Raw genomic sequence first — 25066 nt, 5'->3', positions numbered from 1 at the left:
CTTATTTCATTTTTTTAGGGCTAAAATGAGAGAAAGCTTTATTAGCTTCAGCCATTTTATGAGTATCTTCTTTCTTCTTAATGGCGACGCCTCTATTATTAGAAGCTTCAAACAGCTCTTCGGCAAGTTTATCAATCATCATTTTTTCAGAACGTTTTGACGCAGCATTAATAATCCAACGGCTAGCAAGAGCATATCCTCTTCTTTCATCAACATGCGTCGGAACTTGATAATTAGCTCCTCCAACCCTAACCGAAGTTACTTCTAAATGCGGCTTCACGTTATGCATAGCATTATTAAAGGTTTGATACGGATCAACTCTATGCTTCTTTTCAATTTTATTAAAGGCTGAATAAACAATTTTCTCTGCAAGGGCTTTCTTCCCTTCTTTCATAATATTATTGATAAATCTTGACAGTAAAATACTGTTATATTTCATATCAGGTAAAATTACTCGCTTTTCCGCGGCGTGACGACGTGACATTTTATTTTTTCTCTCTAACTAATAATTTATTTTTTTGTAACTGCAACTTGTTTACGAGGAGCACCGTAACGTGAACGACCTTGCTTACGTCCTTTAACTCCGGCAATATCATAAGCACCGAGTACGATATGATATTTCACCCCCGGAAGATCAGGAACCTGACCGCCTCTTACTAATACCTTATCATGCTCCTTTACACTATGCTTTTCACCAGGAATATATGCATTTACGGTTCTTTTATTACTTAAACGTACCGTTGCGATCTTACGAAGTGCAGAGTTAGGCTTTTTAGGGGTAACGGTTTTTACAACTAGGCAAACACCGCTTTTAAAAGGATTAGATTCTAAGGCAGGAGATTTGGTCTTACGAGTTTTTGACTTTCTCCCAAAACGTACTAATTGATTATATGTCGGCATTAAAAAAAAATACTCCAAAAAAAACTTATATATACGATAATTAAAGGGTGGAAAAATACTTCCACCCTTTATTTTAAATCATTTCTAAATACAAATTATAAGAATTTGTAAATTACACTAAATTTAAATTATAATTACTTTTTCCATAAAAGCAAGTATGTTTTAATTAATAATCATTTTTTTCTCAATTATTTTTGCTATAAAGCTGATTAACATCACTAAAATATAATAACAACACGCAGCAATAAGCATTGGAAAAAAATAATTATATGTTTCAATTGATACAATTTGTGCTCTACGCATTAAATCCATTTCTCCAAGCATAGAAATAATGGCTGATTCTTTAATCAAATTTACAAGCTCATTTACTAATGACGGAAAAATATTTTTAACTGCTTGCGGCAGGATTATATCTTTCATTATTAAAAACTTTGGAATAGCAAGAGCTTCAGCCGCTTCAAACTGCCCTTTATCAACCGCATTAATCCCCGCCCTGATTACTTCGGAAACATACGCTCCCGAATTAAGAGAAAAAGAAATAGCACCTGCCGTAAACACACTAAATTTAACCACTATTACATACGGCGATGCAAAATAAATAATACTTAATTGAATTAATAAAGGAGTACCTCTGAAAATAGAAGTATAGAAATTTGCAAAAAACCTTAAAGCACGATTTTTATTTACCTTACAAATAGCGAGCAGCATCCCTATTACTAAACCGAATATAACGGCAATAACGCTATATTTTAAAGTTACCAAAGTTCCCTCTACAATAAAAAGGATTTTTGGATAGAATTTTGTTAAATACTCAAACATTTTTAATATATATTTTTTTCTTGTCATACCGCGGCTTGACCGCGGTATCTAGAAAAATAAGGATTTTTGGATCCCGCGATTAAATCGCGGGATGACATTAAAGGTTTCTAGATTCCTGCTTTCGCAGGAATGAATAAGAAAATTAATTAATACACTCTTTTTGCCGGTGGAATTGCACTGATTTCATCGGTTAAAGTGTTTAATGTTACAGGTTTATAATCAAGAACTACTTTACCCGCTTCATCGATAGAGCTAAGAGTATGTTTCATCCAATCTCCATCATTACGATCAGGATAATCTTCACGTGCATGAGCTCCTCTGCTTTCTTTTCTTGCAGCAGCTGAATATACCGTAACCAAAGCTTGATCAAGTAGATTATCTAGTTCTAATGCTTCGACTAAATCACTATTCCAAATCAAAGATTTATCGTTAATTTTTATATCTTTATAGCCGCTTCTTATTTCGCTAATCATTCCTGCTCCTTCATCTAGTACCTCTTGAGTTCTAAATACCGAAGCATGGCTTTGCATAGTTCTTTGCATTTTAAGCCTTAAATCTGCAACTAAAATATTACCGTTAGCGTGACGTATTTTATCGAATCTATTAATAACCTTTTCAAGGCTTTCTTCTTTTAAAGGCCTATGAGGACTCGCAGGCTTAATAAGCTCTACCGCTTTTAATGCAGAGCTTCTACCGAACACTACTAAATCAAGCAAAGAATTTGACCCTAACCTATTAGCACCGTGTACCGATACGCAAGCCGCTTCACCGATTGCCATGAGTCCCTTTACTACGCTATTATGATTCGTACCGTCTTTGATTATGACTTGACCGTGGTAATTAGTCGGTATCCCGCCCATATTATAATGTACCGTAGGAAGTACCGGTATCGGCTCCTTAGTGACATCCACACCGGCAAAAATTTTAGCCGTCTCAGAGATACCGGGCAAACGGCTATGTAAAATTTCAGGCGATAAATGATTTAAATGCAAAAATACATGATCTTTATGCTCGCCGACTCCTCGCCCTTCACGAATCTCGATGGTCATTGCTCTTGAAACTACGTCTCTTGAAGCTAAATCCTTTGCAGCAGGAGCGTAACGCTCCATAAAACGCTCTCCGTTTGCATTAACGAGATATCCCCCTTCACCTCTTGCTCCCTCGGTAATAAGGCAGCCCGCCGAATATATACCGGTCGGATGGAACTGTACAAACTCCATATCTTGCAGTGGAAGACCGGCTCTAATCGCCATACCGCCCCCGTCACCCGTACAAGTGTGAGCAGACGTCGCCGAAAAATAAGCACGCCCGTATCCGCCCGTTGCAAGCACTACATTATGAGCTCTAAAACAATGCAGACTACCATCATCTAAATTCCACGCAACTACACCTCTACATTCACCATCTTCCATAAATAAATCAATAGCAAAATACTCAACAAAAAACTGCACTTTATGTTTTAGTGACTGTTGATATAAAGTATGAAGTATGGCATGCCCCGTACGATCTGCCGCAGCACATGTACGCTGAGCTGCTTTTCCTTTACCATACTCCGTAGTCATACCGCCAAAAGGACGCTGATAAATTTTTCCTTCTTCGGTTCTTGAAAAAGGTACACCGCAATGCTCAAGCTCTAAAATCGCATCGGGAGCGTTTTTGCACATATACTCGATGGCATCCTGATCGCCTAACCAATCAGAACCTTTTACCGTATCATACATATGCCAACGCCAATCATCTTCGCCCATATTCCCAAGAGCCGCACTAATTCCGCCCTGAGCAGCCACAGTATGACTACGGGTTGGAAATAACTTAGTTATACAGGCGGTATTTAGCCCTTCTTTAGCCATACCGAATGCAGAACGAAGACCTGCTCCGCCCGCACCTACAACTACTACGTCAAATTTATGATGAATGATATTATATGCTTTGGTCATTAAATTAATTTTTTACTATTTTGATACGTGAATTGTCTACCCCTGTCACCCCGTGGCTTGACCACGGAGTCCAGTAATTCAATACACAATAATGCTATAAATTGTTTTCTGGATACCGCGGTCAAGCCGCGGTATGACAATTTTTATCCCCTATAAAACATCGCTACTACAAAAGCTGCAATAGTCACAATGCAAAATAATTGCACTATTATAATCAATGTATTACGTAATTTGTGACAACTTACATAATCCTCAATCACTACACGCATACCAAGCATTGCATGATATAACGAAATAGCCACCGTAATTAACAATGCTATTACGTTAAAAGGCTTTTTAAGCTCCCACATAATAATATTTATATCATTATTTTTGTTGGTTAACGTAAAATATATTAACCATATAGAACATAAAGCTAATATAATCCCCGTTGCTCTTTGCAATAACCAATGATGAGAACCAATTTTAGCAGAACCGCTATTTTTTGCTTTTACAATTTCTGCTTTAAAAGCATATACCATTAATTTTCTCTAAACATATTTTTTTCGTTAAGTTGTCATACCGCGACTTGATCGCGGTATCCAAAAAAACTTATTACTACTAAAGTATAATTTATTTTAAAAAATCTTCATATAAATCATGCCAACTTGGATTACTAGAGTTAATTAAATCTAGCTTCCATTTCCTCTTGTATTCCTTTAGACGTTTTTCACGTCCAATTGCAAGATTAACATCATTAAATTGTTCAAAATAAACTACTTTATCTATATCGTATTTTGTAGTAAAACCTTTTCTTATCTTCTGCTTATGTTGCCAAATACGTTTTATAATATCTGAAGTAACGCCTATATAGAGTACCGTTACATTTATTAGAAAGTATATAATATTCTTTCATTTTATTAAGTTATTTTTTGGATACCGCGATCAAGTCGCGGTATGACACCGAAGACTATTTATATTTTTATACCCATAGCAACATAGTTAATAATATAGAACATACAACTACACACCAACCGGTGATATTAACTGCTTTTATAGAAAAACCGTAACCAATATCCCAAAATAAATGCCTAATGCCGTTACATAAATGATAAAACCAAGCGTAACTAGTAGCTACTAAGCATATTTTTATAATGCAGCAATTAGCAAGTTGTAAATAATTATTGTCATATTTACTAAGGATCAACCACCATGCCAAAATCGATACTGCAAAAAATAGAGCTACACCGGTCATACGATGCAAAATCGACAAAGTAGAACTTATTTGCGGCTTATATATAGTTAAATACGGCGAAGTTGGACGCTTATTATAAATTTCTTGTTTGGTTTTAGTCATAGCTATTTAATATAATAAAAAATTAAACTTCGTCTGCAACCAATGTCTGCGGGTGATAAATCATCTGCTACTGCTCTCCTATCATCAAAGACGAAACATTCACCTTGCCATAAATTATTCTTGTTTTGTGTATCTTCTAAATACTGCAATATACCGCCTTTTAGATGATATACTTCATCATAACCTATGCTTTTAAGTAAGCTGGTGGATTTTTCACACCTAATACCACCTGTACAAACCATAGCAATTTTCTTACCTTTGAGCAATTCTTGATTCTGCTGAACCCAAGCAGGAAATTGTTTAAATGTTTTGGTATTAGGATTAATTGCTGATTTAAATGTACCGACCTCTACTTCATAATCATTACGAGTATCTATTACTATAACATCTTGTTTTGTGATAAATTCATCCCAATCTTTCGGCTCTATATATTCGCCTTTAAACAAATCAACATTCAAATCTTCAACATTCATCGCTACAATCTCTTTCTTAAGCCTTACTTTCAGCTTCTGAAAAGGATGAACATCACTATAATTTATTTTAACGTTAACATCTTTGGGGCCGGTTAGCTTTATTAGTTCTTCAAGTACAAGATTTACATTTTCATATGAACCTGAAAAAGAACCGTTAAAACCTTCATTAGCTAATAAAATAGTACCTCTAACATATTTTTTACCGATAAGCAAAAGCTTTGGTATTAAATTCGCCGGCTCTTCTATATTAACAAAACTATATGCACTTAAAATTGCTATTTTTTCATTCATAATTATTTAGGTGTCATACCGTGGTCAAGCCATGGTATGACATTTAATCACAGCACCGATAACGGCACGAACACACTTGTATCGCCCCTTTCAATCAAGAGCAAAATATTTTGCTTATCTGATTTTTAGCATTTTCATATAATTCTTCTAGCTTACTTATATCGTCTATGCTTTCCTGATTAATATTGGTTATAACTATTCCCATTTTATCTTGAGGAATAGTATATTTTTGTCTTAGTTCTTCAGTCAAATTACTAAAAGTAATATTATTTTCTTCTTTGTTTGTTATTTCTTCCTTATTGGTCTCCTCTTTTGGTAACCTCTTCATTATCCGAAGTAATTTTAATAGGTAATTCAAGCTCTTTTTTATCGCGAAGTATTTTTACTTTTACTTCCTGATCAATAGGAGCATCTGCAATAATTACACGTAATTTTTTAGTATTTTTAACCGGTATATCTGCAAAGTCTATTATTATATCACCTGTTTTAATTCCTGCTTTATCACCTGGACCGTCTTCTTGTACTTTAGCTACTAACACTCCCCTAGTATCTTTAAGTCCTAGCCATTCAGAAATTTCCTCGGTTAAATCTTGTATTGTTACTCCAAGGCGTCCTCTACTTACTTTTCCATCTTTCTTAAGACGTTCGATTATAGGCTTTGCAGTATTTGACGGTATTGCAAAACCGATACCTATATTAGTACCGAGCGGTGAAAAAATTGCCGTATTTACGCCAATTACTTTCTGATCCAAATTAAACATAGGACCACCGGAATTACCGTTATTAATTGCAGCATCCGTTTGAATAAAATTATCGACTATATTGTCCGTATCTATATCGATATCCCGCCCTTTAGAGGATATAATACCGCTTGTCACCGTACCTCCTAGATTACCGAATGGATTACCGATTGCAATAACCCAATCTCCTACTCTTGCATCATTTGAATCTCCAAACTCAACAAAAGGTAGAGGTTCCTCGCTATCTATTTTTAAGAGAGCTAAATCGGTTTTAGTATCGCTACCTATTAATTTAGCCGATAATTCGGTATTATCTGCAAGTTTTATATTAATTTTCTCAACATTTGCAATTACATGATAGTTTGTCACTATTAAGCCGTTAGGTTCAATAATAAATCCTGAACCAAGCGGAACGCTTTTAGGAGTTTGATCAACCTCTTCTAAATTCAGCGGTATATTAAGCTTTTCTAAAAAATCATTAATAAAATCTAAAGGTTTTTTTTCTTGCAGAGGATCTTTCTCGGCATTTTCCGATTTACTATTAACATATTCTATTGTTGAAATATTAACGACTGCAGGAATTAACGGTTCAACTATATCGGCAAAGCTATAACGGGCGGCTTCACTTACTTTTAAAGGAGCAGAATTTATTTCCGTAAACTCATTCTCTTCTTGATCTGCTACTTTTAAATACTTATTATTTTCTTTTGCTAGAACAACGTTACTTGATATTAAAACTATTATAACAAGAACTATTTTCAGATTAACCATATACTCCAAGTAAATAAAAAGTAGTATACTCGTTTAATTTGGAAAAGAGCAAGGCGTTTTATACTTTTTGACCGCAGCGTAGTTAATCCTACGTAAGGATCAAAAAATATAAAACAACGTAGCCAATTTTTCAAATTAAACGAGTATACTACTTAGTTAGATTTAGATATTTTAAAACTTCAGCATCCGGTGAAATTACAAAATTAGTATCCTCTTTCTTTAAAGAATTTTTATATACTAAAAGTGATCTATAAAATTTATAAAATTCCGGGTCGACTGAATAAGCAGAATTATATATTTTTGCCGCTTTCTCATCGCCGTCACCTTTAATAATTTGTGCATCTCGATAAGCTTTAGCAAGTATTATTTTACTTTCTTTATCTGCTTTTGAACGAATACGCACGCTTTCTTCTTGCCCTTCCGCTCTAATTTGGGTTGCTTCCTTTTCACGTGCCGTTTGCATACGACGATAAATAGCCGCACTATTTTCTTTCGGTAAGTCTGCTCTTAAAATTCTAACATCTACAACGTCAATACCAAAGCTTTTAGCTTCTCCGTCCACTTGATTTAAGATATTTAACATTACGTTACTACGTTCCTGACTTAAAAGGCTACTTAGCGAGATTTTACCTATCACCTTACGCATTGACGATTCAAGATTACGAGTTAACCTAATTTTCACGCCTTGATAATCATGTACCGTTTTATAAAACATTACGGGATTATTAATTTGAAATTTGGCGTAAGCATCAACAATAACTCGCTTACCGTCAGCAGCCGTTAATTCTTTTGCCTCAACCTCAACATCTAAAAGACGCTTATCAAAAAATTCAACATTTTGAATAAACGGGATTTTAATATTTAGCCCTGGATTTTCTATAGTTCTAACTGCCTCACCAAACTGGAATACTACAGCAGATTGGCGTTGGTCAACTGAAAATAAGGAGCTAGAAATCAGTATCAGCCCAAAAACAATTGTAAAAATTATATAATAAATCTTTTGTTGCATTTAATATTCCTTGTTGTTTTTTTTGTATTCTATGCTGTTATAATGTCATCCCACGACTTGATCGCGGGATCCAGCCTTTTTTAATTTTTTCTGGATACCGTGGTCAAGCCACGGTATGACAAAGTGGATTCCCGCTTTCGCGGGAATGACATAGTACCCTACGGTTTTATGGCCATGTGCGGCAGTAGTGCATTATTAATAATCGTTTTATTTGAACCGCCTAATATCTCTTCGACTACTTCTAAATATAATCTATCTCTAGTTACTTGCCTACCTGTAGCATATTGTTTATAAATAGCATTAAATCTTTGGCTATAACCTTCTGCTTTTGATATAACTTCTTCTCTATAACCTTCTGCTTCTTGTATAATCTTTGCAGCTGCTCCTCTAGCTTCCGGTAAAATCTTATTATTATAGGCTTGAGCTTGATTTATTTCTTTCTCTTTATCTGCTTTTGAAGTTTGCACGTCTCTATAAGCGTCTATTACTTCGGCAGGCGGCTCGGCTTTTAATAATTGTACTTTCTCAATCATCACACCAGCATTGTAACTATCCAGTATCTTCTGGGCTAATTTTTCTATTTTATAAGTAATTTCTTGCTTTCGATCGGATAATACCCAAGAAATAGGAGTATTGCCTATTACTTCCCTAACGGCACTTTCTACTGTTGCTTTTACTGTTTCTTCAGGTCTTTGTACATTAAAAATAAAATCTTCAAGATTATTAATATGCCACATTACGTCACAATTTAAAGCAACGATATTTTCATCACCGGTAAGCATTATACTTTCACCGGCAATATTTTTAGTATTATCGCCACCGCTACGCAGAGAGCTATTTGTACGATAACCAATCTCAATCCGGCGTGATTTCTTCACTTTCTCAACTATTATCTTTTCAAAAGGAGTCGGTAAATGATAATTAAGCCCGGGGTAACCCTTACGCACAAAACGCCCAAACCTTATTACTGCTGCTTCTTCACCTTCTTTTATTTCATAAATACCCGAAGCAAACCATAAAGCAACCATCGCAACAACAGCTAAAATTATTGTTTTAGCATTGAAATTAAACTGGAATTGAAATTTATCAAAATTAAATTGATTTTTACGCGGTCTTGTGAATATGTTATCTTCTTTATTAGAATCAAAATCTTTCCATGGGGATTTTTTTAAAATCGAGATATATTTTTTATTAAGCATTTGCTTTGTTGTTTTATATTATTTTAAAATACTTCTTGTAAAATTCGCTTATAGAGAGGAATTTGAAGGAAACACGAAACGCAGCACCGCAGCGTACAAAAGTACGTGAGGATGTGAGTACCGGATTGACGTACAAATTACCTCTAGAAGTAGAATTTTACAAAAAGTATGAGGATATTTAAGTGATTATATATATTATAGTATATAACGTCAAGTTACGAACTTAAACAGCTTTAAAAAGGAAATTTAATTATGGCGAATTTACACCAACGACAAATTATAGATAAAATTCAGAATATTACCTTTAAAGACGGTACTTTTTTAAATGAAGTTATATCGGATATTATAATTAAGGGGAATAATATCGGTTTCTCCATAGATATATCAGGTAAAAACAAGTTAGAAGCCGAGGAAATTAGACTTAAGGCAATTAATAAACTTAACGAGATTTCGGAAGTAAATAAAATAACAATTGTTTTCACCGAAAGTAAACCGATGGAGAAAAAAGTTCAAAAACCAAAACATTTTATAGAAAACGTAAAAAAAATTATCTTAGTAGCGTCAGGCAAAGGCGGAGTCGGAAAATCTACAATATCAGCTCTTATTGCTCAGCAGTTAAGTCTAGAAAATTACCGAGTCGGAATAGTAGATGCGGATATTTACGGTCCGTCAATTCCGCATATATTCGGCATTAACGAAGTACCGAAAACGAAAGATGGACGAATAATACCGGTACTTGCTCAAAGCATCGAAATTATGTCTATAGGCTTCTTCGTTAAAGACCACTCGGCAATTATTTGGCGTGGTCCTATGGCGAGCAAAACTATCTATCAATTATTATCGGTAACAAAATGGGATAATTTAGATTATCTAATTATCGATATGCCGCCGGGGATAGGTGATATTCATTTAAGTATGCTAGAAAATTATCATTTAGACGGCGTAATAATCGTAACTACGCCGCAAAAAATATCAGAAATAGACGTAATACGTTCTATAGATTTATATCAAAAACTAAATTTACCTATTTTGGGAATAATTGAGAATATGAGCTATATGCTTAAAAATAATAGCGGCGGGTATTTATCGCAAAAATATAATATACCACTAATCGCTCAAATCCCGATCACACCGCAAATAGCCGATGCTTGCGATAAATCACTGCCTCTAACAAACTTATTAACATTACCTTTAGAGAAGTATTTACGATGAAAATACACGTATTGGCAGATGATAGAACAGGCAACATCCATCAGGCTATTGCACTTGCTGAAAAATTAACAGAAGAATATACCACAATTAAGCTTGAATATAATTGCTTAACTAAGCTACCGAACTTTTTACTAAAATATTATCCTATTCATATAAAAAGTGAGCTATTGCAAGATATTATGGCAAAGCCTTTACCTGATATGATAATTACCGCCGGAAGAAGAACGGCAGTACTAGCATTTTATTTAAAAAAGAAATTTAAAGATATCAAGTTAATACAAATAATGCAGCCCTCTTTACCTTATGATGCATTTGATGCCGTTATTCTGCCTTATCATGATTTAAGTAATAGCCAAAATGGCATACCGTGGCTTGACCACGGTATCCAAAAAAAAATTAAAGAAGACTGGATTCCGCGATCAAGTCGCGAAATGACAATCATCCCCATCAATGGAGCCATCAACAACATAACCGATAAGTTTACTGCTGCGAATCTAGAACTGCAAAAACATTATCCTAATCTTAAACAGTTTATTACAGTGATAATCGGCGGGAATAATAAAAAATTTAATTTCAATGAAGATGAAGCAGTTTTATTTTCTTCATTATTAAATAAAATATATACTAATCAACAAATACCTTTTCTCATTAGTTTTAGTAGACGTACACCACAAACTGTAAAATCAATTATTAAAAATAATATGCCGTCTTCCACAATTATTTATGACCCGAACGAAGACGCAGGCTATAATCCTTATATAGCTATGCTCGCCAAAGCAAAATATATAATCTCTACGGCCGACTCAATCTCAATGTGCAGTGAAGCAGCTTCAAGCGGTAAACCTCTTTATATATTCTGCCCACCAAACTTTAATTCTTCAAAGCATAAGATTTTTATAAAGCAGTTAGTAGAACAGAAGATAGCAAGAATTTTTGATAAGTCGGTTATTGCTCTAGAAGAATATAGCTACAAACCCTTAAATGAAGCAGAAAGAGTAGCTGAAATTATTAAATCTTTAGGTTTAACGATTTTATGATACCTTGCAGCGTTTGGACTTCAGGGGAAGAGAGACTATTTATACGTGTAAATATATTAGTGATATTTTGTTGCATAGCAGGTTTTTTGTCGGGAGCCTTGAAGAATCCGGCTTTATCGAGTTTGCCGAATAAATTTACTAAAAAATGCTCTATTTCTTCTTTAGTAGCTAATTTTTGAATGTTATGTACATCCTCTCTGGGCGTAGAATTACGAAATAACTCATAGCATATTATAATCACCGCTTGAGCAATATTTAATGAGCTAAATTCAGTTGTGTTAATAGTGATAATCTTATTGGCAAGTGAAATCTCTTCATTGCTAAGCCCATTATTTTCCCGCCCGAACATTATCCCGACTTTTGCAGAATTTGGATAATCTAAAGGCAAATTTTGTGAAAATACATAATCTTTATTCATAGCCCTTTTAATGCAAGTAGTAGCATATAAATATTCGAGGTCTTTAATGCTATCCTCAAGGCTATCATAAACTTTTGCATTATCTATAATATTAACCGCTCCGACTGCATTACTACGTGCTTGCTCATTAGGCCAGCCGTCTCTTGGAGCTACGATTCTAAGCTCATTTAAACCAAAATTCTTTATTGCTCTTGCAGTAGCACCGATATTCTCACCCATTTGCGGGGCAACTAATATTATTATTGGATTCATTTTAATAATTTTTTGTAACTAAACAGGTATAGGCAATCGCTACGGCGTCAGCTTCATCGGAATTGGTAATTAAGGAAGTGCCAGGCAGCAAAAGCTTTATCATATGCAAAATTTGGTCTTTCTCTGCATGCCCATATCCTGTTACGGTTTTTTTTACCGTATTCGGCTTAAATTCTCGTAAGCCCAAATTATATCTACCGATCAGCGACATCATCGCCCCTCTAGCATATCCAAGTTTTAAAGAAGTCACGCTATTAGTATTAACAAATGTTTCTTCAATCGCTGCCATATTTGGTTGATATTCTAATATTACTTTTTCTAATGTACTATTAATAAAAGCAAGTCTATGATGAATTTCATCCTTACTATTTGTTTTAATAATACCGCTAGCTAAATATTTCAACTTTGCGGTCTCTTTTGCAACTACTGCCCATCCAAGACTACCAAGTGCCGGATCAATCCCAAGTACTATCACGATTACATATACCGTGTCACCCTGTGGCTTGACCACGGGGGCCATAAAATAATTTTAAAAATACTGGACCCCGTGGTCAAGCCACGGGGTGACAGCTTTATATCTTCATATATTGATAAAATTCTTGATTATTTTCCCACAGCTCACGCACCTTAACGAACAAAAATAAATGAACAGGAGATCCAAAAAACCTCTCCATTTGCATTCGGGATTTTGCTCCTATCTCTTTAATTTTAGAACCGTTTTTACCGAGTATTATAGTTTTGTAACTCTCTCTTGAGACTACTATAACTTGATTAATCTTTACGGATTTGTCTTTAAGCTCTTCCCACTTTTCGGTTTGTACGGTTAATTTATAAGGGAGTTCTTGCTGCAAATTTAAAAATAACTGCTCTCTTGTAATTTCTGCTGCAATAAAACGCATAGGTAAATCCGTTATGTCGTCTTCCGCATAAAGCCAAGGAGAAATTTTTGCCTTACTTGTTATATATTCAAGTAATCCATCAATATTTTTGCCCGATAAAGCAGATATAGGAAAAAGCAAGCTATCAGGATGATTTCCCGTTAAAAAAGCTTTAATGTCATTTAGATATTTTGATTCGATGTCTATTTTGTTCAATAAAAATATCGGAACAATATTAAGTGAGCAAAGCTTATCTAAAATATTATGCGTTACATCATCAAACGGTTTTAAACTATCAATAATTAACAAAACTAAATCCGCACTATGCAAACTAGACCACGCACATCTGACCATCGCCTTCTCAAGCGTTCCTTTCGGCTCAAATATACCGGGCGTATCGTATAAAATTACCTGCGTATCTTTTAAGGTAATAATACCGGTAATAATTGACCTAGTCGTTTGAACTTTTGGGGTAACGATTGAAAGCTTCTCACCGATTATTCTGTTTAACAAAGTCGACTTCCCGCTATTTGGTCGTCCGATTATACAAACCGATACCGTTTTCTGATTAGACATCTTCCCAAACTTCGCTTCTAGAGGTAATTTAGACGTCGATCCAGTACTCGCATCCTCACGTACTAGTGTGTACGCTGCGGTGCTGCATTCCGTGTCTCCTTTAAATTCCTCTCTATAAGCTGGTTTGGGAAGATGTCTATTAGTCATTTTAAGTCTATGCAATAAGCTTCGTGCTGCGTTTTTCTCTGCTTCTTTTATCGAGTGACCAGTGCCTGTTTGTTCATAATCTTTTACTTTTACAAGAACCGTAAAAGTCGATGAATGGGCGGCTCCTTCTCTTTTTATCAGACGGTATATAGGTAGGTGATGATCACTAGCTTGAGCCCATTCTTGTAAAGCAGTTTTTGGGTCATAATCCGTTAAATTCTGAACTTTTATAAATTCTTCCCATAATTTCCCGATAATATTATGGGTTGTTTCAATATTACTATCAAGATATATAGCTGCAATCAAAGCTTCCGTAGCATTTTCTATATTATTAGGATTATCACGCCCGCCTACTACTTCTTCCCCATGAGTCATAATTATATAATCTTTTAAAGCAAGCTTAGCCCCAACCATACATATTGTTTCTTTGCAAACTAAATATGATCTAATTTTAGCTAAATTTCCCTCATTATAATTTGCAAAATTCTTAAATAAAATTTCCGTGATTACTAAATTTAATACGGCATCACCTAGAAACTCTAATCGTTCATAATCTTTATCATCCTTGTACTCGTGATGCTGCCTTAAAGACGGGTGACTCAACGCCTCTATTAAAAGCTCTTTATTTTTGAAACTATAGCTAAGTAGCTTTTCTAACTTCTCAAATGATTCCATTACTCATCCGTGTTATAAAGATTTCTGAAAATTTGATTTAACCTAACAGATTCAATCCATGGCTTTAACTTTAGTACTAGATTAATAACTCCTATATCATTATCCCACCAAGTTATTTTTGTTGAGAACCAAATAAATTGTGCTTTAGCAATAAAATTTTCAAACGGTACAAATCCAAGATTTACTCTACTATCATTTGACTGATCTCTATTATCCCCTAAAAAGAAATATTTCCCTTCAGGTACATAAAAAACATCCGTATTACCGTATCTATCATTATATATAACACCAAAAATAGGAGCAAGCTTATAAGAAAAATATGTTCTACCGTTTGGCAGTGTTTCTTTAAACTTCAAATATTTTATTCCCTCTTCGCTTATATAAGTTCCAACTTCCGTGCGTTCTATTTTTTTATCGTTAATATATATTACATCATCAATCAATTGAATTTTATCGCCGGGTAGCCCTATTAAACGCTTTATATATCTAACACTCATATCGTTAGGTGGACGAAAAACTACAATATCGCCACGCTCCGGTTCACGAGCAAATATTCGCCCTTTAAAAAGAGGAATAAAATCAAAAAAAGATAAAGAATAATTACTATAACCATAACTATATTTCGTAGAAAATATATAGTCATTCTCAAGTATGGTTGCCTTCATAGAACCGGTCGGAACGGTAAACGGCTCCATAATAAGTATTCTAATAAGTAAAGCGATGCATATTACAAAAGCAAAAGACCCCCACTCTTGCTTAGCTGTTTTATTAGTGTTTGATTTTGTATTATCTGTTTGCATAATCTCTTAATTATTTATAAATAATATTTGTTACATGGCTCTTACCTATGTCGTTCTCGTGGAAGACTATTACTGCAAAGTTGCCGATGTCATTCCTGCGTGGATCGAAAAACGCATTCAGTGTCATGCCGTGGCTTGACCACGGTATCCAGAAAAACAATAAAAAATACTAATAATTTTAGTATTTTTAACTGGATCCCGCGATCAAGTCGCGGGATGACAGAGGTGAAATTGATCCACGCAACAAAGCCTACGCGGGAATGACATCGGCAACTCTGCAACAACGCCTACGCTACGGGCTGCGTAGCTCATGACGGTTTGGGTATCCTATCCACGCAACAAGACCCACTCGCAATGACGATAAAGTCAAGCCACGCTAACTCTTAGCCTCTCCTCAATCTCGCTTCTAAAATGGCGTATCAGCCCTTGAATCGGCCAAGCTGCCGCATCACCTAAAGCACAGATAGTATGCCCCTCTATTTCTTTCGTAACGTTAAGGAGTTCGTCTATCTCAGATTTTTTGGCATTACCTTTAACTAGCCGCATCATAACTCGCCACATCCAGCCCGTACCCTCACGGCAAGGAGTACATTGCCCGCATGATTCATGCATGTAAAATTTACTAAGCCTTGCTATTGCATAAATAATATCGGTAGATTTATCCATAACTATAATACCGCCTGTACCAAGTCCGGAACCTGCGGTTCTTAAACTATCAAAATCCATATCTACTTCACATAATGACTTAGGAAGTAAAGGCACAGAAGAACCACCCGGGATTATGGCTTTAAGGTTATCCCAACCGCCTCGAACACCGCCGGCATATTTCTCAATCAATTCTTTTAACGAGATTCCCATTGCTTCTTCAACATTACAAGGCTTGTTAACATGCCCTGATATGCAGAAAATCTTAGTTCCCGTATTGTTAGGTTTACCTATACCGGCAAACCAGCTAGCTCCTCGTCTTAAAATGGTTGGCACTACTGCAATAGACTCAACATTATTTATAGTAGTCGGGCAGCCATATAACCCAAAGCCGGCAGGAAAAGGCGGCTTAAGCCGTGGCATGCCTTTTTTGCCTTCTAAACTTTCAAGTAATGCAGTTTCTTCACCACAAATATAAGCCCCTGCCCCACGATGTAAATAAATATTACAATCGAAGCCCGAACCGCAAGCATTCTTTCCTATTAACCCTTCTTTATAAGCTTCATCTAAGGCACGCTGAATATTAGAGGCTTCATTATAAAACTCACCTCTAATATAGATATAACAATCGTTCGCTCCTATAGCAAAGCTTGCAAGCAAACAACCTTCTATTAATTTATGCGGCTCAAACCTTAATATATCACGGTCCTTACACGTACCAGGCTCAGACTCGTCAGCATTTACTACTAAATAGCAAGGCTTCTCTGAATTTTTGGGCATAAACGACCATTTTATACCGGTAGAAAATCCGGCACCGCCTCGCCCTCTAAGTCCTGATTTCTTAACCTCTTCAATGATGAAATCTCTACCTTTATCAAGCAAAGCTTTAGTATTCTCCCAATCGCCTCGCTTCTTGCTAGATTTCAAATCATGGCTTTGCTGCCCATGTAGGTTAGTAAAAATTTTGTCTTCTTCTTTTAGCATAAACTATTCTCGTTATGGCTTAAAAACATCATTGCGAGGAAAAATTGAAAATTTTGACGAAGCAATCTCGTGCCAAAATCCTGAGATTGCCATGCAGCCTACGGCTGCTCGCAATGATGATTCATTACCTTTCTATTACTTTTTTATTAAACTTCCTATTAACAAACATTGTAAGTATCGGAGCAGAGATAAAAATCGAGGAATAAGTACCGGCTATTATCCCAAAAAATACAAGTACGCTAAAACTACGGATTGCCTCACCGCCAAAAAGAATAAGAGCTAAATTGGCAAGTAACGTGGTAATTACCGTTAAAATAGTTCTTGATAAAGTCTCATTAATACTTAAATTTATAATTTCCGTGATATTTTTTTTATGATATTTACGTAAATTTTCTCTAATCCTATCATATATTACTACCGAATCATTAACGGAATAACCTATAATAGTTAACACTGCAGCAATAGTACTTAAGTTAAAATCAAGCTTTATCATACTCATAAACCCAAGAGCAAGTATTACGTCATGCACTAAGGCGATAAGTATACCAAGACCGAAATACCACTCAAAACGCACCCAAATATAAACCATAATCGCTAAGAAAGAGAACAGCATCGCCATAGCCCCTGCTTCTATTAGCTGTCTACCCACCTGCGGACCAACAAAATCTACCTTACGATATTCAAACTTATACGGAAAATTACTTTGCAAAGATGCTTTAATTAACTCAATATTTTTCATGAGATTTTCTTCGCTACTACTACCGAATCTAATCGATAAATCACGCTCACTACCGAAATTCTGTAAGACCACCTCACCTATTCCAAGCTCGCCTAGAACCCCACGCATTTTTGGCAAATCAGGAGCTTGATCAAGCCTTACTTCAATAAGTATACCGCCGGCAAAATCAATACCGAAATTAAATTTATATATACCGATCCAAATAAAGCTAATGAGTGATAAAATAATTGAGAAAGTGTAGCTGACTTTTTTAAAATTCATAAAATCAAAATCGATTTTATTAGGTAAAAGTCTTAAAGGATAAATTTGCATTATTATATATTTTATTGAATAAAAGTTATATTTGTATTATATAGTAAATTCAAAAAGGTTAAATGATTTTTTATGTCAGAAGTAGTAGTAAAAGAACAATTAGAACAATATATAAGCAAAATAGAAAGATTAGAACAAGAAAAAGCTGATTTATCTCAAGAAGTAAAAGATATTTTCCAAGATGCTTCTTCACATGGATTTGATGTTAAAGCTATGAAATCTATATTGAAACTAAAGAAATTGGATAAAGATAAACTTGCCGAGCAGGATGCTATGCTTGAACTTTATAGAGATACTTTAGGGATTTGAGTTGTATACTCTATGAACTTCAAAAATTGGCTACGCATCCTACAAGAGCTGCAGTTCTCACGTATTAAGTGTACAAGTTACGACTTAATCTGACAGAGTTGAGTAATCAGGCAGCTTGATGGGCAATCATCAAATTGTCTGATATTCTCTCTATATTACCAATATTTTTATCTTTAGCAATATAAAGTGAATCTGTAAAAGATTGCATTGGTGTTTTACCAAAGCAATGTTTACCGGAATGAGGTCTTGCATTATTGTAACTCACAAGCCAGTTATCTATATCTACCCCGATTATGGATAAGAAATACATGGTTTATTAGGTTTAAGTTGGTAAGCAATAAGAGCAGAGAATAGAGAAGTAAAGAAATTAATAGGTGATCGATGTCTGGAAGGAGTAATATTAAAATTCTCTTTTATGTAGCCAAAAATGGTTTCGATAATGAATCTCTTCCTTAAAAGGATTTTATCCAAAAGAGGTAATAAATAGTTTTTCATATCCTTTCTTATTCCGGTAATTTTTATTAAACCTTGCTTATAAAGTTTTGTAAACATTTTTTCTGAAATAAACCCCTTATCATCATAACACTTACCTTTTAGACCTTTTTGATAACCATTGCTTCAAATGCAATTCTGTCATCAACATTACCTTTGGTAATTTTAACAGCAATAATTTCTCCCTTATCATTGATTATCATATGAAGCTTGAATCCAAAAAACCAATCGACAGAACTACGTCCCCTTTTTGCAAGATTATTAAAAGTTCTGTTAGAATTAATTCTGATATTTTTACATACTGCAAAATGTGTGGAATCTGCATAATAAATTCCCGTTCTTTTCCCACTTAAGTAATGTAACATCACAATCAATGGCAGAAATAATGAAGGAATAAGCTGAACAAATCTCTCATAACAAGGTGGATTCCTGAACAAATTACCATTAATAATAAAGTTTTGGTAATAAGCTTTTAAATGTTTATATGCACTAAAATGGTAAAAATCATTATTGAGAGTTCTTCACTTAAGGAAAGCTTACCTTCTCTAAATCTTTGCTTATTACTTTTCAGCAATTGATGTTTTACCCATTTCTCATAAATTTTACAAAATTTATCTACTATACAAAATATTGTAGTATATTTACACATGTTATTAAACCTTTATTTTATTCCTTCAGTGCCCTATTTATATAAGGTTTAATAACTCTTGCAACCTTCCTTCCTCTCTATTCCTTATCCATAATCGGGGTTATGTTAACTATATTTTTATTGCCCAAACTACAAGCTATACGTAGAGGAGTATAGCCTATATCATCCATACAATTAGGATTAGCTCTTACCTTAAGTAGCATTTTAACTATATTTTCCTTACCTAGAATAGAAGCCATATGCAGAGGTGTATCATCGTGTTCATTTAGTGGTATTGCTGCAAACTCATTAGAAACAGCCATCTTATTATTGACAAGTTCTTTGACTTTCTTAATGTCTTCATTGTAAATAGCATTAAACAAATTGATTTTGAAATCGTTTTCGTCATATTTAGATTTATACATAAACCCCTTTTATTTAAAAAAGGCATGTTAGCACTTTTTGATATAAAGGTCAAGAAATAGTTAATAATTTAACTATTTCTTAATAAAGAGAAATTTGTAAAAAATAGACATCTTCCCAAAGCAGTTTATAGAGAGGAATTTAAAGGATACACGGAAGCACTTGCCGCCATAGACATACGTGATGGATGAGGGATTAGGATCGACGTACAAATTGCCCTTAGAAGCAAGTTATGCAGGAAGTCTAATAATTCAAGATCAATAAATCCTTATCAATCCTGAAACCTTTGAAACGCTCAAGTAACGACATACCAAGCAGTGAAATATCAAGGTCACCAAGACCTACATGTCCTTTGATGTTCTTAAATTCCGTACCGATTACTACACTATTTAAGGTTATAGGGGCAGCTTTATTTTCGCCGTTAGCTGTTAGATAAGTTCTAGTATATTTTAATTTAGTTAAGTCAAAGCCTAATTTTTGGGCATCTTCTTTAGTCAAAGCTATATCACTTGCACCGGTATCTACCATAAATTTTATTTTAACGTTATTTACAAAAGCATTGATATAAAAATGTCCGTCTCCGCTACGGGCTATAATAATTTCTCCGACTTCAGTAGACCATTTATATGATGGAATTAAAGCAGACATTACTCTATGATAAGCGTAGCTCAGCTCAAACCTAAAAGCATAACCGGTTATTATAACCAAGAAAATTGCTGCCCACATTGCTAATTGCAAACAAAATCTGCGTATTTCATTTTGGCTAATAGTACTGTAAATTATACTAAATAATATTAATAACGACGCACAAAAACTCCCTATATTTTGCGGTTCTTTAAAAAATTTTGGATAATGTTGATTGATATATTTGTATAATAAACCGCTTACAATTACGGTACTGCAAATTATAAAAATAAGTTTTATAAGTTTTTTATTCATATAATATACTACAAGTAAATAAAGAATAGGTATACGAAGTTCTATCTGAGTATATAATTTAATCTATATAATCAAACCAAAATCCCAGCCCATTTTTAAGTGGAAAACTACCTTCTTGGTTCACTAGAATAATAATTCCAAGTTCTTCTGACGTTATAAAACCAATAAAAGAATTAATACCGTTAATATAGCCTGAGTGAAAAATTAAATCCTTATTTGAGCGTCCTTTTACTTTAAGAATACGCCATCCAAGAGCATAATATGACTCGATCATTTTTGATCAATAGGCCAAACCAGTTGCCATTTAAATCCAAAAACATCTTTGTTTGATTTTACTGTTTTATACATACGATCTAAAGTACTTTTAGAAATAAGATTCGGTTTATAACCAAAACTAAGTTTCAATAATTCCATCTATTGATGCAAAAATACCGGCAGATGCAGGTACCGTCTTTGGATAGTAAGGCGGAAACGGCGGCAGCAATCTTGTCCGTCTATTATGCTTTAGAATGCGGATAAGCAAGTTGTACATTCGGCTCTAGCGGTAATATTTGTATATCTTACGTTTTAAGTGTTGTACACAAATTATCTATGCAGCATTTAAACTTGATTTTTTACAATTTAAAGCTTCTTCAAGCAAACTGAAAACAGTGTTACTATATTTATAACATTGTCCGGGTTTACAACTAGCTTGTTGTTTTTTAGCAGCGTTAAAAGCTTTGAGCGACTCATTCCTTGCTCAATTTCAATGTTTCCTGAGAATTGATAACCTGTTGTATGGCTTAAAATATTATTAAGACTAATAGCATTTTTTAAGTATGGTAATTTGAATTTTTCGTCAAAATCTAAACTTCCTTGATCTACCATTAATGCAATTGCCGTTGCTGAAACAGCTTTTGAAACCGATGCTAACGGAAATAAAGTTTTATCCGTAATAACTCCGCTATTACCTTTCTGATTTCCAAACGTTGTTTTATAAATAATCTCACCTTTGTATAAAATTGCAATTGCTCCTCCTTGTAATTCGTCTTTTTGCAATTCAAGCTTTTTAATAAAACTTTTTAGTTTTTGCGTTAATTCTACTCGTGTCTGTGCCAAAACTGTACGATGTGATAATAGTAACATTATACTAAAAAATAGGATAAGTTTTTTATTCATATGGTGATATTATTTTCATTTACAAGTATGATACTAAGAAGTTAAATACGAGAGAATAATTTGCTATATACTTCATTCCGATTTCTTTTTCCAATAGCAAGTACAAGTACTATTATACGCTTATCATCTACTTCATATACTAGTCGATAACCGACTGATCTCAACTTTATTTTATATAAGTTATTTCCACCGTTTATTGCATCTTTGGATACATGAGGTGTTTTAAGTTTCTCTAATAACTTTTTTTAAACTGTTCTTTTATTGTAGAGCCTAATTTATCCCATTCTTTTTTAGCAACCGGAATAAATTCTAACTTATAAATCATTTAAATTAACCGCTATTGCTTTTTCTTTATCTTTTAATCTAATAGTAACAAGCTCTAATAAATATTTGTCATCTAAAGCTTCAATAATTTGCTCATATAATTCAGCCGGAATTAGATAAGCAGTCGGTTTATTATGATTTAATAAGGCAACAGGCTCACCGCTTGCCTTATCCAATAATGCAGTAGGGCTTTTTTTAAATTCTGATATACTAACTGTTAGATTTGCATAAATATGTTCCATTATTAGACTCCAAGTAAACGAAGAAAGTTATACGAAAGATCAACTTGGAAAAGAGTAATCGGTCTGTAAGCCGAGGAGCGGAGCATATACTTAATACGTAAGCACTGCAGAACTTATTAGACGACATAGCCAATTTTTCAAGTTCATCGAGTATAACTATAATTAATACTAAATTAAATACTAATTATAGGCTATAATTTTATATCAAGAAAATCACATTAAATCGCCTATATTCTCTAAAAACAACCTAGCTCGATGCGATGCCGGTTTACTAAAAAAATCCTCGGCAGGCTGGTTTGCTAAAATCTGCCCTTGATCCATAAAAATAACACGATCCGCTATTAATTTTGCAAACTTCAAATGGTGCGTGACTACTACCATACTCATTTGATCTTTTAATAAATTTATATTCTCTATAACATCTTTAATATTTTCAGGATCGAGTGCCGAAGTCGGTTCGTCGAATAACAAAATTTCCGGCTTCATCATTAAAGCCCTTGCTATTGCTATACGTTGTTTTTGCCCTCCTGATAGGCTTGCCGGATATGAGTCAAATTTTTGCGTTAGCTTAAATTTTGCAAGTAATTCCTTTGCCATAGAAATTGCTTGTTCTTTTGGCAAATTTAAAACATTTACCGGCGTATAGATTAGGTTTTCTCCTACCGTTAAATGCGGAAAGAGATTAAAATTTTGAAAAACCATACCGACTTTTAAGCGAAGCTTTCTCCTATCTTTAGGTAATAGCTTCTTCCCGTCTACCAAAAAAGTACCGCTACTTGGTTCTTCTAAATTATTTAAAATTCTAAGCAGAGTAGTTTTACCGCTTCCCGAAGGACCGATTATTACAGTAGTTTCCTTAGTAGTAAAACTTAAATCAATATTCTTAATTGCGTAATTCTTGCCGTAACGCTTACAGACTTTTTCTAAAATAATCATAAACTAGACCGTAAATTTATAACCGTCATAAAGCGGCTTAACGTTATTTGGAAGCATTTTCGTAATCTCATGATAATCTATCGTGTGTCTCATATTGGTTAATAATATCTGCTCAGGTTTATATTTTTCACGCCATTCTAGAACTTTATCAAGCCCTGCATGATTCGGATTTGATTTATAATCCATACAATCTAATATCCATATTTTTATATCTTTTAAAAATTTTTCTGATTCAGGCAGAAAATCGATTACATCGGACGAATAAACAAAATCACCTATACGTAAGCCCAAGCTATCTATAGGGCCGTGATTCTGTCTAAAAAATTGTATTTCGATAGTATTAATCTTAATTTTATCAAAAAAACTGACAGATTGAGTTGTGAATAGTCGCCCAAGCTTAAATAATTTATTATTAAATAGATAATCAAATTTTGTATGGAGCTTTGCCGCACTATCGTGATCTGTATAGATTTCGAATGGCTTATCTTGCATAAAAGTAAATACCCGTAAATCATCGATGCCGTTAACGTGATCGGAATGATAATGTGTTAATATAGCACAATCGAGCTTATTTATCTTTTCTCGTAATAGTTGATTTCTAATATCAAAACCGAAATCAACTAATATTTGACTATTTTCATCTTTAATATATATTGCTGATCTAGTCCTTTTATTGTACTTTGAAGAAGATGTGCATATACTGCAATCGCACCCGATCACCGGTACGCCTATAGATGCTCCACACCCAAGTATTGTTACTTGTAACATAAATATTCAAAATGATGTTTGAAGTTTTTTATAATTTTTGTGGCTTAAATCAAGGAATATTCTTATTTTTGAATAACATTACTAACATTGGTCTAATACCTTATTTTTTAAAAATAATTTCGTTTTGTTTTAATATCGCTAATTTCGCCTTAATATATATTTTATACTGTATATATTTTTATATTCAATTAAAGAAAATTAAAAATGATAATGAACGGCAAAATAAATTTTGGCACGGTTATAATAAATTAGTTGAAATCGGTATAATATACGGGGTATTCGGTTTAATTTTTACCGCTCTTAAATTTTCAGTTAATTTCCCTCGCCCTTATTGCAGTCTTCCTGTGGATAGTTTCATGACCGTAATAAATACTGCAAACGAAAGATGCTTTTCAAGCTTTCCAAGCAGCCACGCAGCTCTTAGCGTTTTAGTAACGTATTTTATTTGGGATTATATTAAATTACCATTAAAAATCTTAATGATTTGTGTTATTATACTCGTGTCATTATCTCGCATAAGCCTTGCCATGCATTACCCAAGTGATATAATCTACGGCATTATTATTGCATTTATAACAATATTGATAGGTAAATTAATTTATCGAGTCTTTGCAAATAATATAATAAGAAAGATCGGGGATTTTCATTAATGAGGCAGTAATTAAGAAAAAATATATAAAAAACTTGGTTTTTAATC

28 protein-coding genes and 7 pseudogenes are annotated in these 25066 nt (G+C 34.0%); 6 read left to right on the top strand and 29 right to left on the bottom strand.

Annotated elements, in window-relative coordinates; all coding sequences use genetic code 11:
• Window position 1: 1 nt before the first annotated feature.
• The 11 genes and pseudogenes from rpsG to hflK form a co-directional block, all read right to left on the bottom strand.
• Window positions 2–484, bottom strand: a complete 483-nt coding sequence (rpsG, locus tag RMONA_RS02525; protein ID WP_004996646.1) for a 30S ribosomal protein S7 — start codon at window positions 482–484, stop codon at window positions 2–4.
• 26 nt (window positions 485–510) lie between these two features.
• Complete coding sequence (rpsL, locus tag RMONA_RS02520) at window positions 511–900, bottom strand: 30S ribosomal protein S12 (RefSeq protein ID WP_023507505.1); 390 nt, start codon at window positions 898–900, stop codon at window positions 511–513.
• A gap of 162 nt (window positions 901–1062) precedes the next feature.
• Window positions 1063–1719, bottom strand: a complete 657-nt coding sequence (locus tag RMONA_RS02515; RefSeq protein ID WP_037231138.1) for an amino acid ABC transporter permease — start codon at window positions 1717–1719, stop codon at window positions 1063–1065.
• Window positions 1720–1865: 146 nt separating this feature from the next.
• Window positions 1866–3656 carry a succinate dehydrogenase flavoprotein subunit gene (gene sdhA / locus RMONA_RS02510; RefSeq protein WP_023507503.1) on the bottom strand — a complete coding sequence of 597 codons (1791 nt, stop codon included), beginning with the start codon at window positions 3654–3656 and terminating at the stop codon, window positions 1866–1868.
• A gap of 143 nt (window positions 3657–3799) precedes the next feature.
• On the bottom strand, window positions 3800–4177 hold the full coding sequence (gene sdhD, locus RMONA_RS02505; protein WP_023507502.1) for a succinate dehydrogenase, hydrophobic membrane anchor protein: 378 nt from the start codon (window positions 4175–4177) through the stop codon (window positions 3800–3802).
• A gap of 91 nt (window positions 4178–4268) precedes the next feature.
• Window positions 4269–4484, bottom strand: a complete 216-nt coding sequence (locus tag RMONA_RS07995) for a GIY-YIG nuclease family protein (RefSeq protein WP_242402845.1) — start codon at window positions 4482–4484, stop codon at window positions 4269–4271.
• 133 nt (window positions 4485–4617) lie between these two features.
• Window positions 4618–4992 (bottom strand): succinate dehydrogenase, cytochrome b556 subunit, encoded by a 375-nt coding sequence (gene sdhC / locus RMONA_RS02500; protein WP_023507501.1) that lies wholly within the window; start codon window positions 4990–4992, stop codon window positions 4618–4620.
• A 2-nt stretch (window positions 4993–4994) separates the two neighbouring features.
• Window positions 4995–5756, bottom strand: coding sequence for an oxygen-dependent tRNA uridine(34) hydroxylase TrhO (gene trhO / locus RMONA_RS02495; protein ID WP_023507500.1), 762 nt, complete (start codon window positions 5754–5756; stop codon window positions 4995–4997).
• 47 nt (window positions 5757–5803) lie between these two features.
• Window positions 5804–7267, bottom strand: a pseudogene (locus tag RMONA_RS02490) (Do family serine endopeptidase).
• 148 nt (window positions 7268–7415) lie between these two features.
• Entirely contained in the window at window positions 7416–8276 is an 861-nt protein-coding gene (hflC, locus tag RMONA_RS02485) for a protease modulator HflC (RefSeq protein ID WP_017443458.1), read from the bottom strand.
• 158 nt (window positions 8277–8434) lie between these two features.
• Window positions 8435–9475, bottom strand: coding sequence for an FtsH protease activity modulator HflK (gene hflK / locus RMONA_RS02480; protein ID WP_023507497.1), 1041 nt, complete (start codon window positions 9473–9475; stop codon window positions 8435–8437).
• Between the two features lie 28 nt (window positions 9476–9503).
• Here hflK and RMONA_RS10190 point away from each other — a divergent pair.
• From RMONA_RS10190 to RMONA_RS02470, 3 genes and pseudogenes are all read left to right on the top strand, one after another.
• A pseudogene (locus RMONA_RS10190) lies at window positions 9504–9642 on the top strand (palindromic element RPE1 domain-containing protein); the annotation flags it as partial.
• 85 nt (window positions 9643–9727) lie between these two features.
• Window positions 9728–10687 carry an Mrp/NBP35 family ATP-binding protein gene (locus RMONA_RS02475; protein WP_023507496.1) on the top strand — a complete coding sequence of 320 codons (960 nt, stop codon included), beginning with the start codon at window positions 9728–9730 and terminating at the stop codon, window positions 10685–10687.
• A complete protein-coding gene (locus tag RMONA_RS02470; protein ID WP_046058384.1) occupies window positions 10684–11724 on the top strand; it encodes a mitochondrial fission ELM1 family protein in 1041 nt (346 codons plus the stop codon). Before RMONA_RS02475 ends, RMONA_RS02470 begins: the two co-directional genes overlap by 4 nt.
• Here RMONA_RS02470 and RMONA_RS02465 read toward each other — a convergent pair.
• From RMONA_RS02465 to lepB, 5 genes and pseudogenes are all read right to left on the bottom strand, one after another.
• Entirely contained in the window at window positions 11696–12394 is a 699-nt protein-coding gene (locus RMONA_RS02465) for an RNA methyltransferase (RefSeq protein WP_023507494.1), read from the bottom strand. The two genes, RMONA_RS02470 and RMONA_RS02465, sit on opposite strands and share 29 nt — an antisense overlap.
• A gap of 1 nt (window position 12395) precedes the next feature.
• Window positions 12396–12869, bottom strand: a complete 474-nt coding sequence (gene ruvC, locus RMONA_RS02460) for a crossover junction endodeoxyribonuclease RuvC (protein WP_037231136.1) — start codon at window positions 12867–12869, stop codon at window positions 12396–12398.
• A 97-nt stretch (window positions 12870–12966) separates the two neighbouring features.
• Window positions 12967–13995 (bottom strand): GTPase Era, encoded by a 1029-nt coding sequence (gene era / locus RMONA_RS10185; protein ID WP_242402844.1) that lies wholly within the window; start codon window positions 13993–13995, stop codon window positions 12967–12969.
• Window positions 13996–14670 (bottom strand): annotated as a pseudogene (rnc, locus tag RMONA_RS10180) (ribonuclease III); the annotation flags it as partial.
• Window positions 14670–15470, bottom strand: a complete 801-nt coding sequence (gene lepB, locus RMONA_RS02450) for a signal peptidase I (RefSeq protein WP_008581015.1) — start codon at window positions 15468–15470, stop codon at window positions 14670–14672. The gene lepB and the pseudogene rnc, both read right to left, overlap by 1 nt.
• An 86-nt stretch (window positions 15471–15556) precedes the next feature.
• On the opposite strand from lepB, the pseudogene RMONA_RS07980 reads away from it, so the two are divergent.
• A pseudogene (locus RMONA_RS07980) lies at window positions 15557–15722 on the top strand (MFS transporter); the annotation flags it as partial.
• 114 nt (window positions 15723–15836) lie between these two features.
• Here the strand turns inward: RMONA_RS07980 and nuoF are convergent.
• Both nuoF and secF read right to left on the bottom strand, forming a co-directional pair.
• Window positions 15837–17099: an NADH-quinone oxidoreductase subunit NuoF gene (gene nuoF, locus RMONA_RS02445; protein ID WP_023507491.1), complete on the bottom strand. Its 1263-nt coding sequence runs from the start codon at window positions 17097–17099 to the stop codon at window positions 15837–15839.
• A gap of 124 nt (window positions 17100–17223) precedes the next feature.
• The gene (gene secF / locus RMONA_RS02440; RefSeq protein WP_023507490.1) at window positions 17224–18150 is read right to left on the bottom strand and encodes a protein translocase subunit SecF; all 927 of its coding nucleotides are present in this window, start codon (window positions 18148–18150) and stop codon (window positions 17224–17226) included.
• 72 nt (window positions 18151–18222) lie between these two features.
• Here secF and RMONA_RS02435 point away from each other — a divergent pair, with 72 nt between their 5' ends.
• On the top strand, window positions 18223–18459 hold the full coding sequence (locus RMONA_RS02435; RefSeq protein WP_004996682.1) for a DUF2312 domain-containing protein: 237 nt from the start codon (window positions 18223–18225) through the stop codon (window positions 18457–18459).
• A 106-nt stretch (window positions 18460–18565) separates the two neighbouring features.
• On the opposite strand, the pseudogene RMONA_RS02430 reads toward RMONA_RS02435, so the two are convergent.
• From RMONA_RS02430 to RMONA_RS02375, 11 genes and pseudogenes are all read right to left on the bottom strand, one after another.
• Window positions 18566–18742 (bottom strand): annotated as a pseudogene (locus RMONA_RS02430) (IS481 family transposase); the annotation flags it as partial.
• Between the two features lie 8 nt (window positions 18743–18750).
• Entirely contained in the window at window positions 18751–19023 is a 273-nt protein-coding gene (locus RMONA_RS02425; RefSeq protein ID WP_046058373.1) for a transposase, read from the bottom strand.
• A 29-nt stretch (window positions 19024–19052) separates the two neighbouring features.
• Window positions 19053–19316: a transposase gene (locus tag RMONA_RS02420; protein WP_046058374.1), complete on the bottom strand. Its 264-nt coding sequence runs from the start codon at window positions 19314–19316 to the stop codon at window positions 19053–19055.
• Between the two features lie 361 nt (window positions 19317–19677).
• On the bottom strand, window positions 19678–19962 hold the full coding sequence (locus RMONA_RS07970; protein WP_242402829.1) for an ankyrin repeat domain-containing protein: 285 nt from the start codon (window positions 19960–19962) through the stop codon (window positions 19678–19680).
• Window positions 19963–20245: 283 nt separating this feature from the next.
• Window positions 20246–20941 (bottom strand): TIGR02281 family clan AA aspartic protease, encoded by a 696-nt coding sequence (locus RMONA_RS02410; protein WP_008580673.1) that lies wholly within the window; start codon window positions 20939–20941, stop codon window positions 20246–20248.
• Between the two features lie 58 nt (window positions 20942–20999).
• A complete protein-coding gene (locus tag RMONA_RS02405) occupies window positions 21000–21215 on the bottom strand; it encodes a serine hydrolase (protein WP_023507487.1) in 216 nt (71 codons plus the stop codon).
• 347 nt (window positions 21216–21562) lie between these two features.
• Window positions 21563–22099: a serine hydrolase gene (locus RMONA_RS07300; RefSeq protein WP_023507486.1), complete on the bottom strand. Its 537-nt coding sequence runs from the start codon at window positions 22097–22099 to the stop codon at window positions 21563–21565.
• 41 nt (window positions 22100–22140) lie between these two features.
• Window positions 22141–22320 (bottom strand): annotated as a pseudogene (locus RMONA_RS11625) (type II toxin-antitoxin system RelE family toxin); the annotation flags it as partial.
• A gap of 93 nt (window positions 22321–22413) precedes the next feature.
• Window positions 22414–22665: a type II toxin-antitoxin system Phd/YefM family antitoxin gene (locus RMONA_RS02385; protein WP_023507484.1), complete on the bottom strand. Its 252-nt coding sequence runs from the start codon at window positions 22663–22665 to the stop codon at window positions 22414–22416.
• A gap of 213 nt (window positions 22666–22878) precedes the next feature.
• Window positions 22879–23601 carry an amino acid ABC transporter ATP-binding protein gene (locus tag RMONA_RS02380; RefSeq protein WP_023507483.1) on the bottom strand — a complete coding sequence of 241 codons (723 nt, stop codon included), beginning with the start codon at window positions 23599–23601 and terminating at the stop codon, window positions 22879–22881.
• Between the two features lie 3 nt (window positions 23602–23604).
• A complete protein-coding gene (locus tag RMONA_RS02375; protein WP_023507482.1) occupies window positions 23605–24369 on the bottom strand; it encodes an MBL fold metallo-hydrolase in 765 nt (254 codons plus the stop codon).
• Between the two features lie 14 nt (window positions 24370–24383).
• Here RMONA_RS02375 and RMONA_RS02370 point away from each other — a divergent pair.
• Window positions 24384–25030, top strand: a pseudogene (locus tag RMONA_RS02370) (phosphatase PAP2 family protein).
• Window positions 25031–25066 lie beyond the last annotated feature (36 nt).

The organism is Rickettsia monacensis, assembly GCF_000499665.2.
Classification (GTDB): domain Bacteria; phylum Pseudomonadota; class Alphaproteobacteria; order Rickettsiales; family Rickettsiaceae; genus Rickettsia; species Rickettsia tamurae.
Note: the sequence above shows the minus strand (reverse complement) of the source record. Positions and strands in the feature narration are given on the sequence as shown.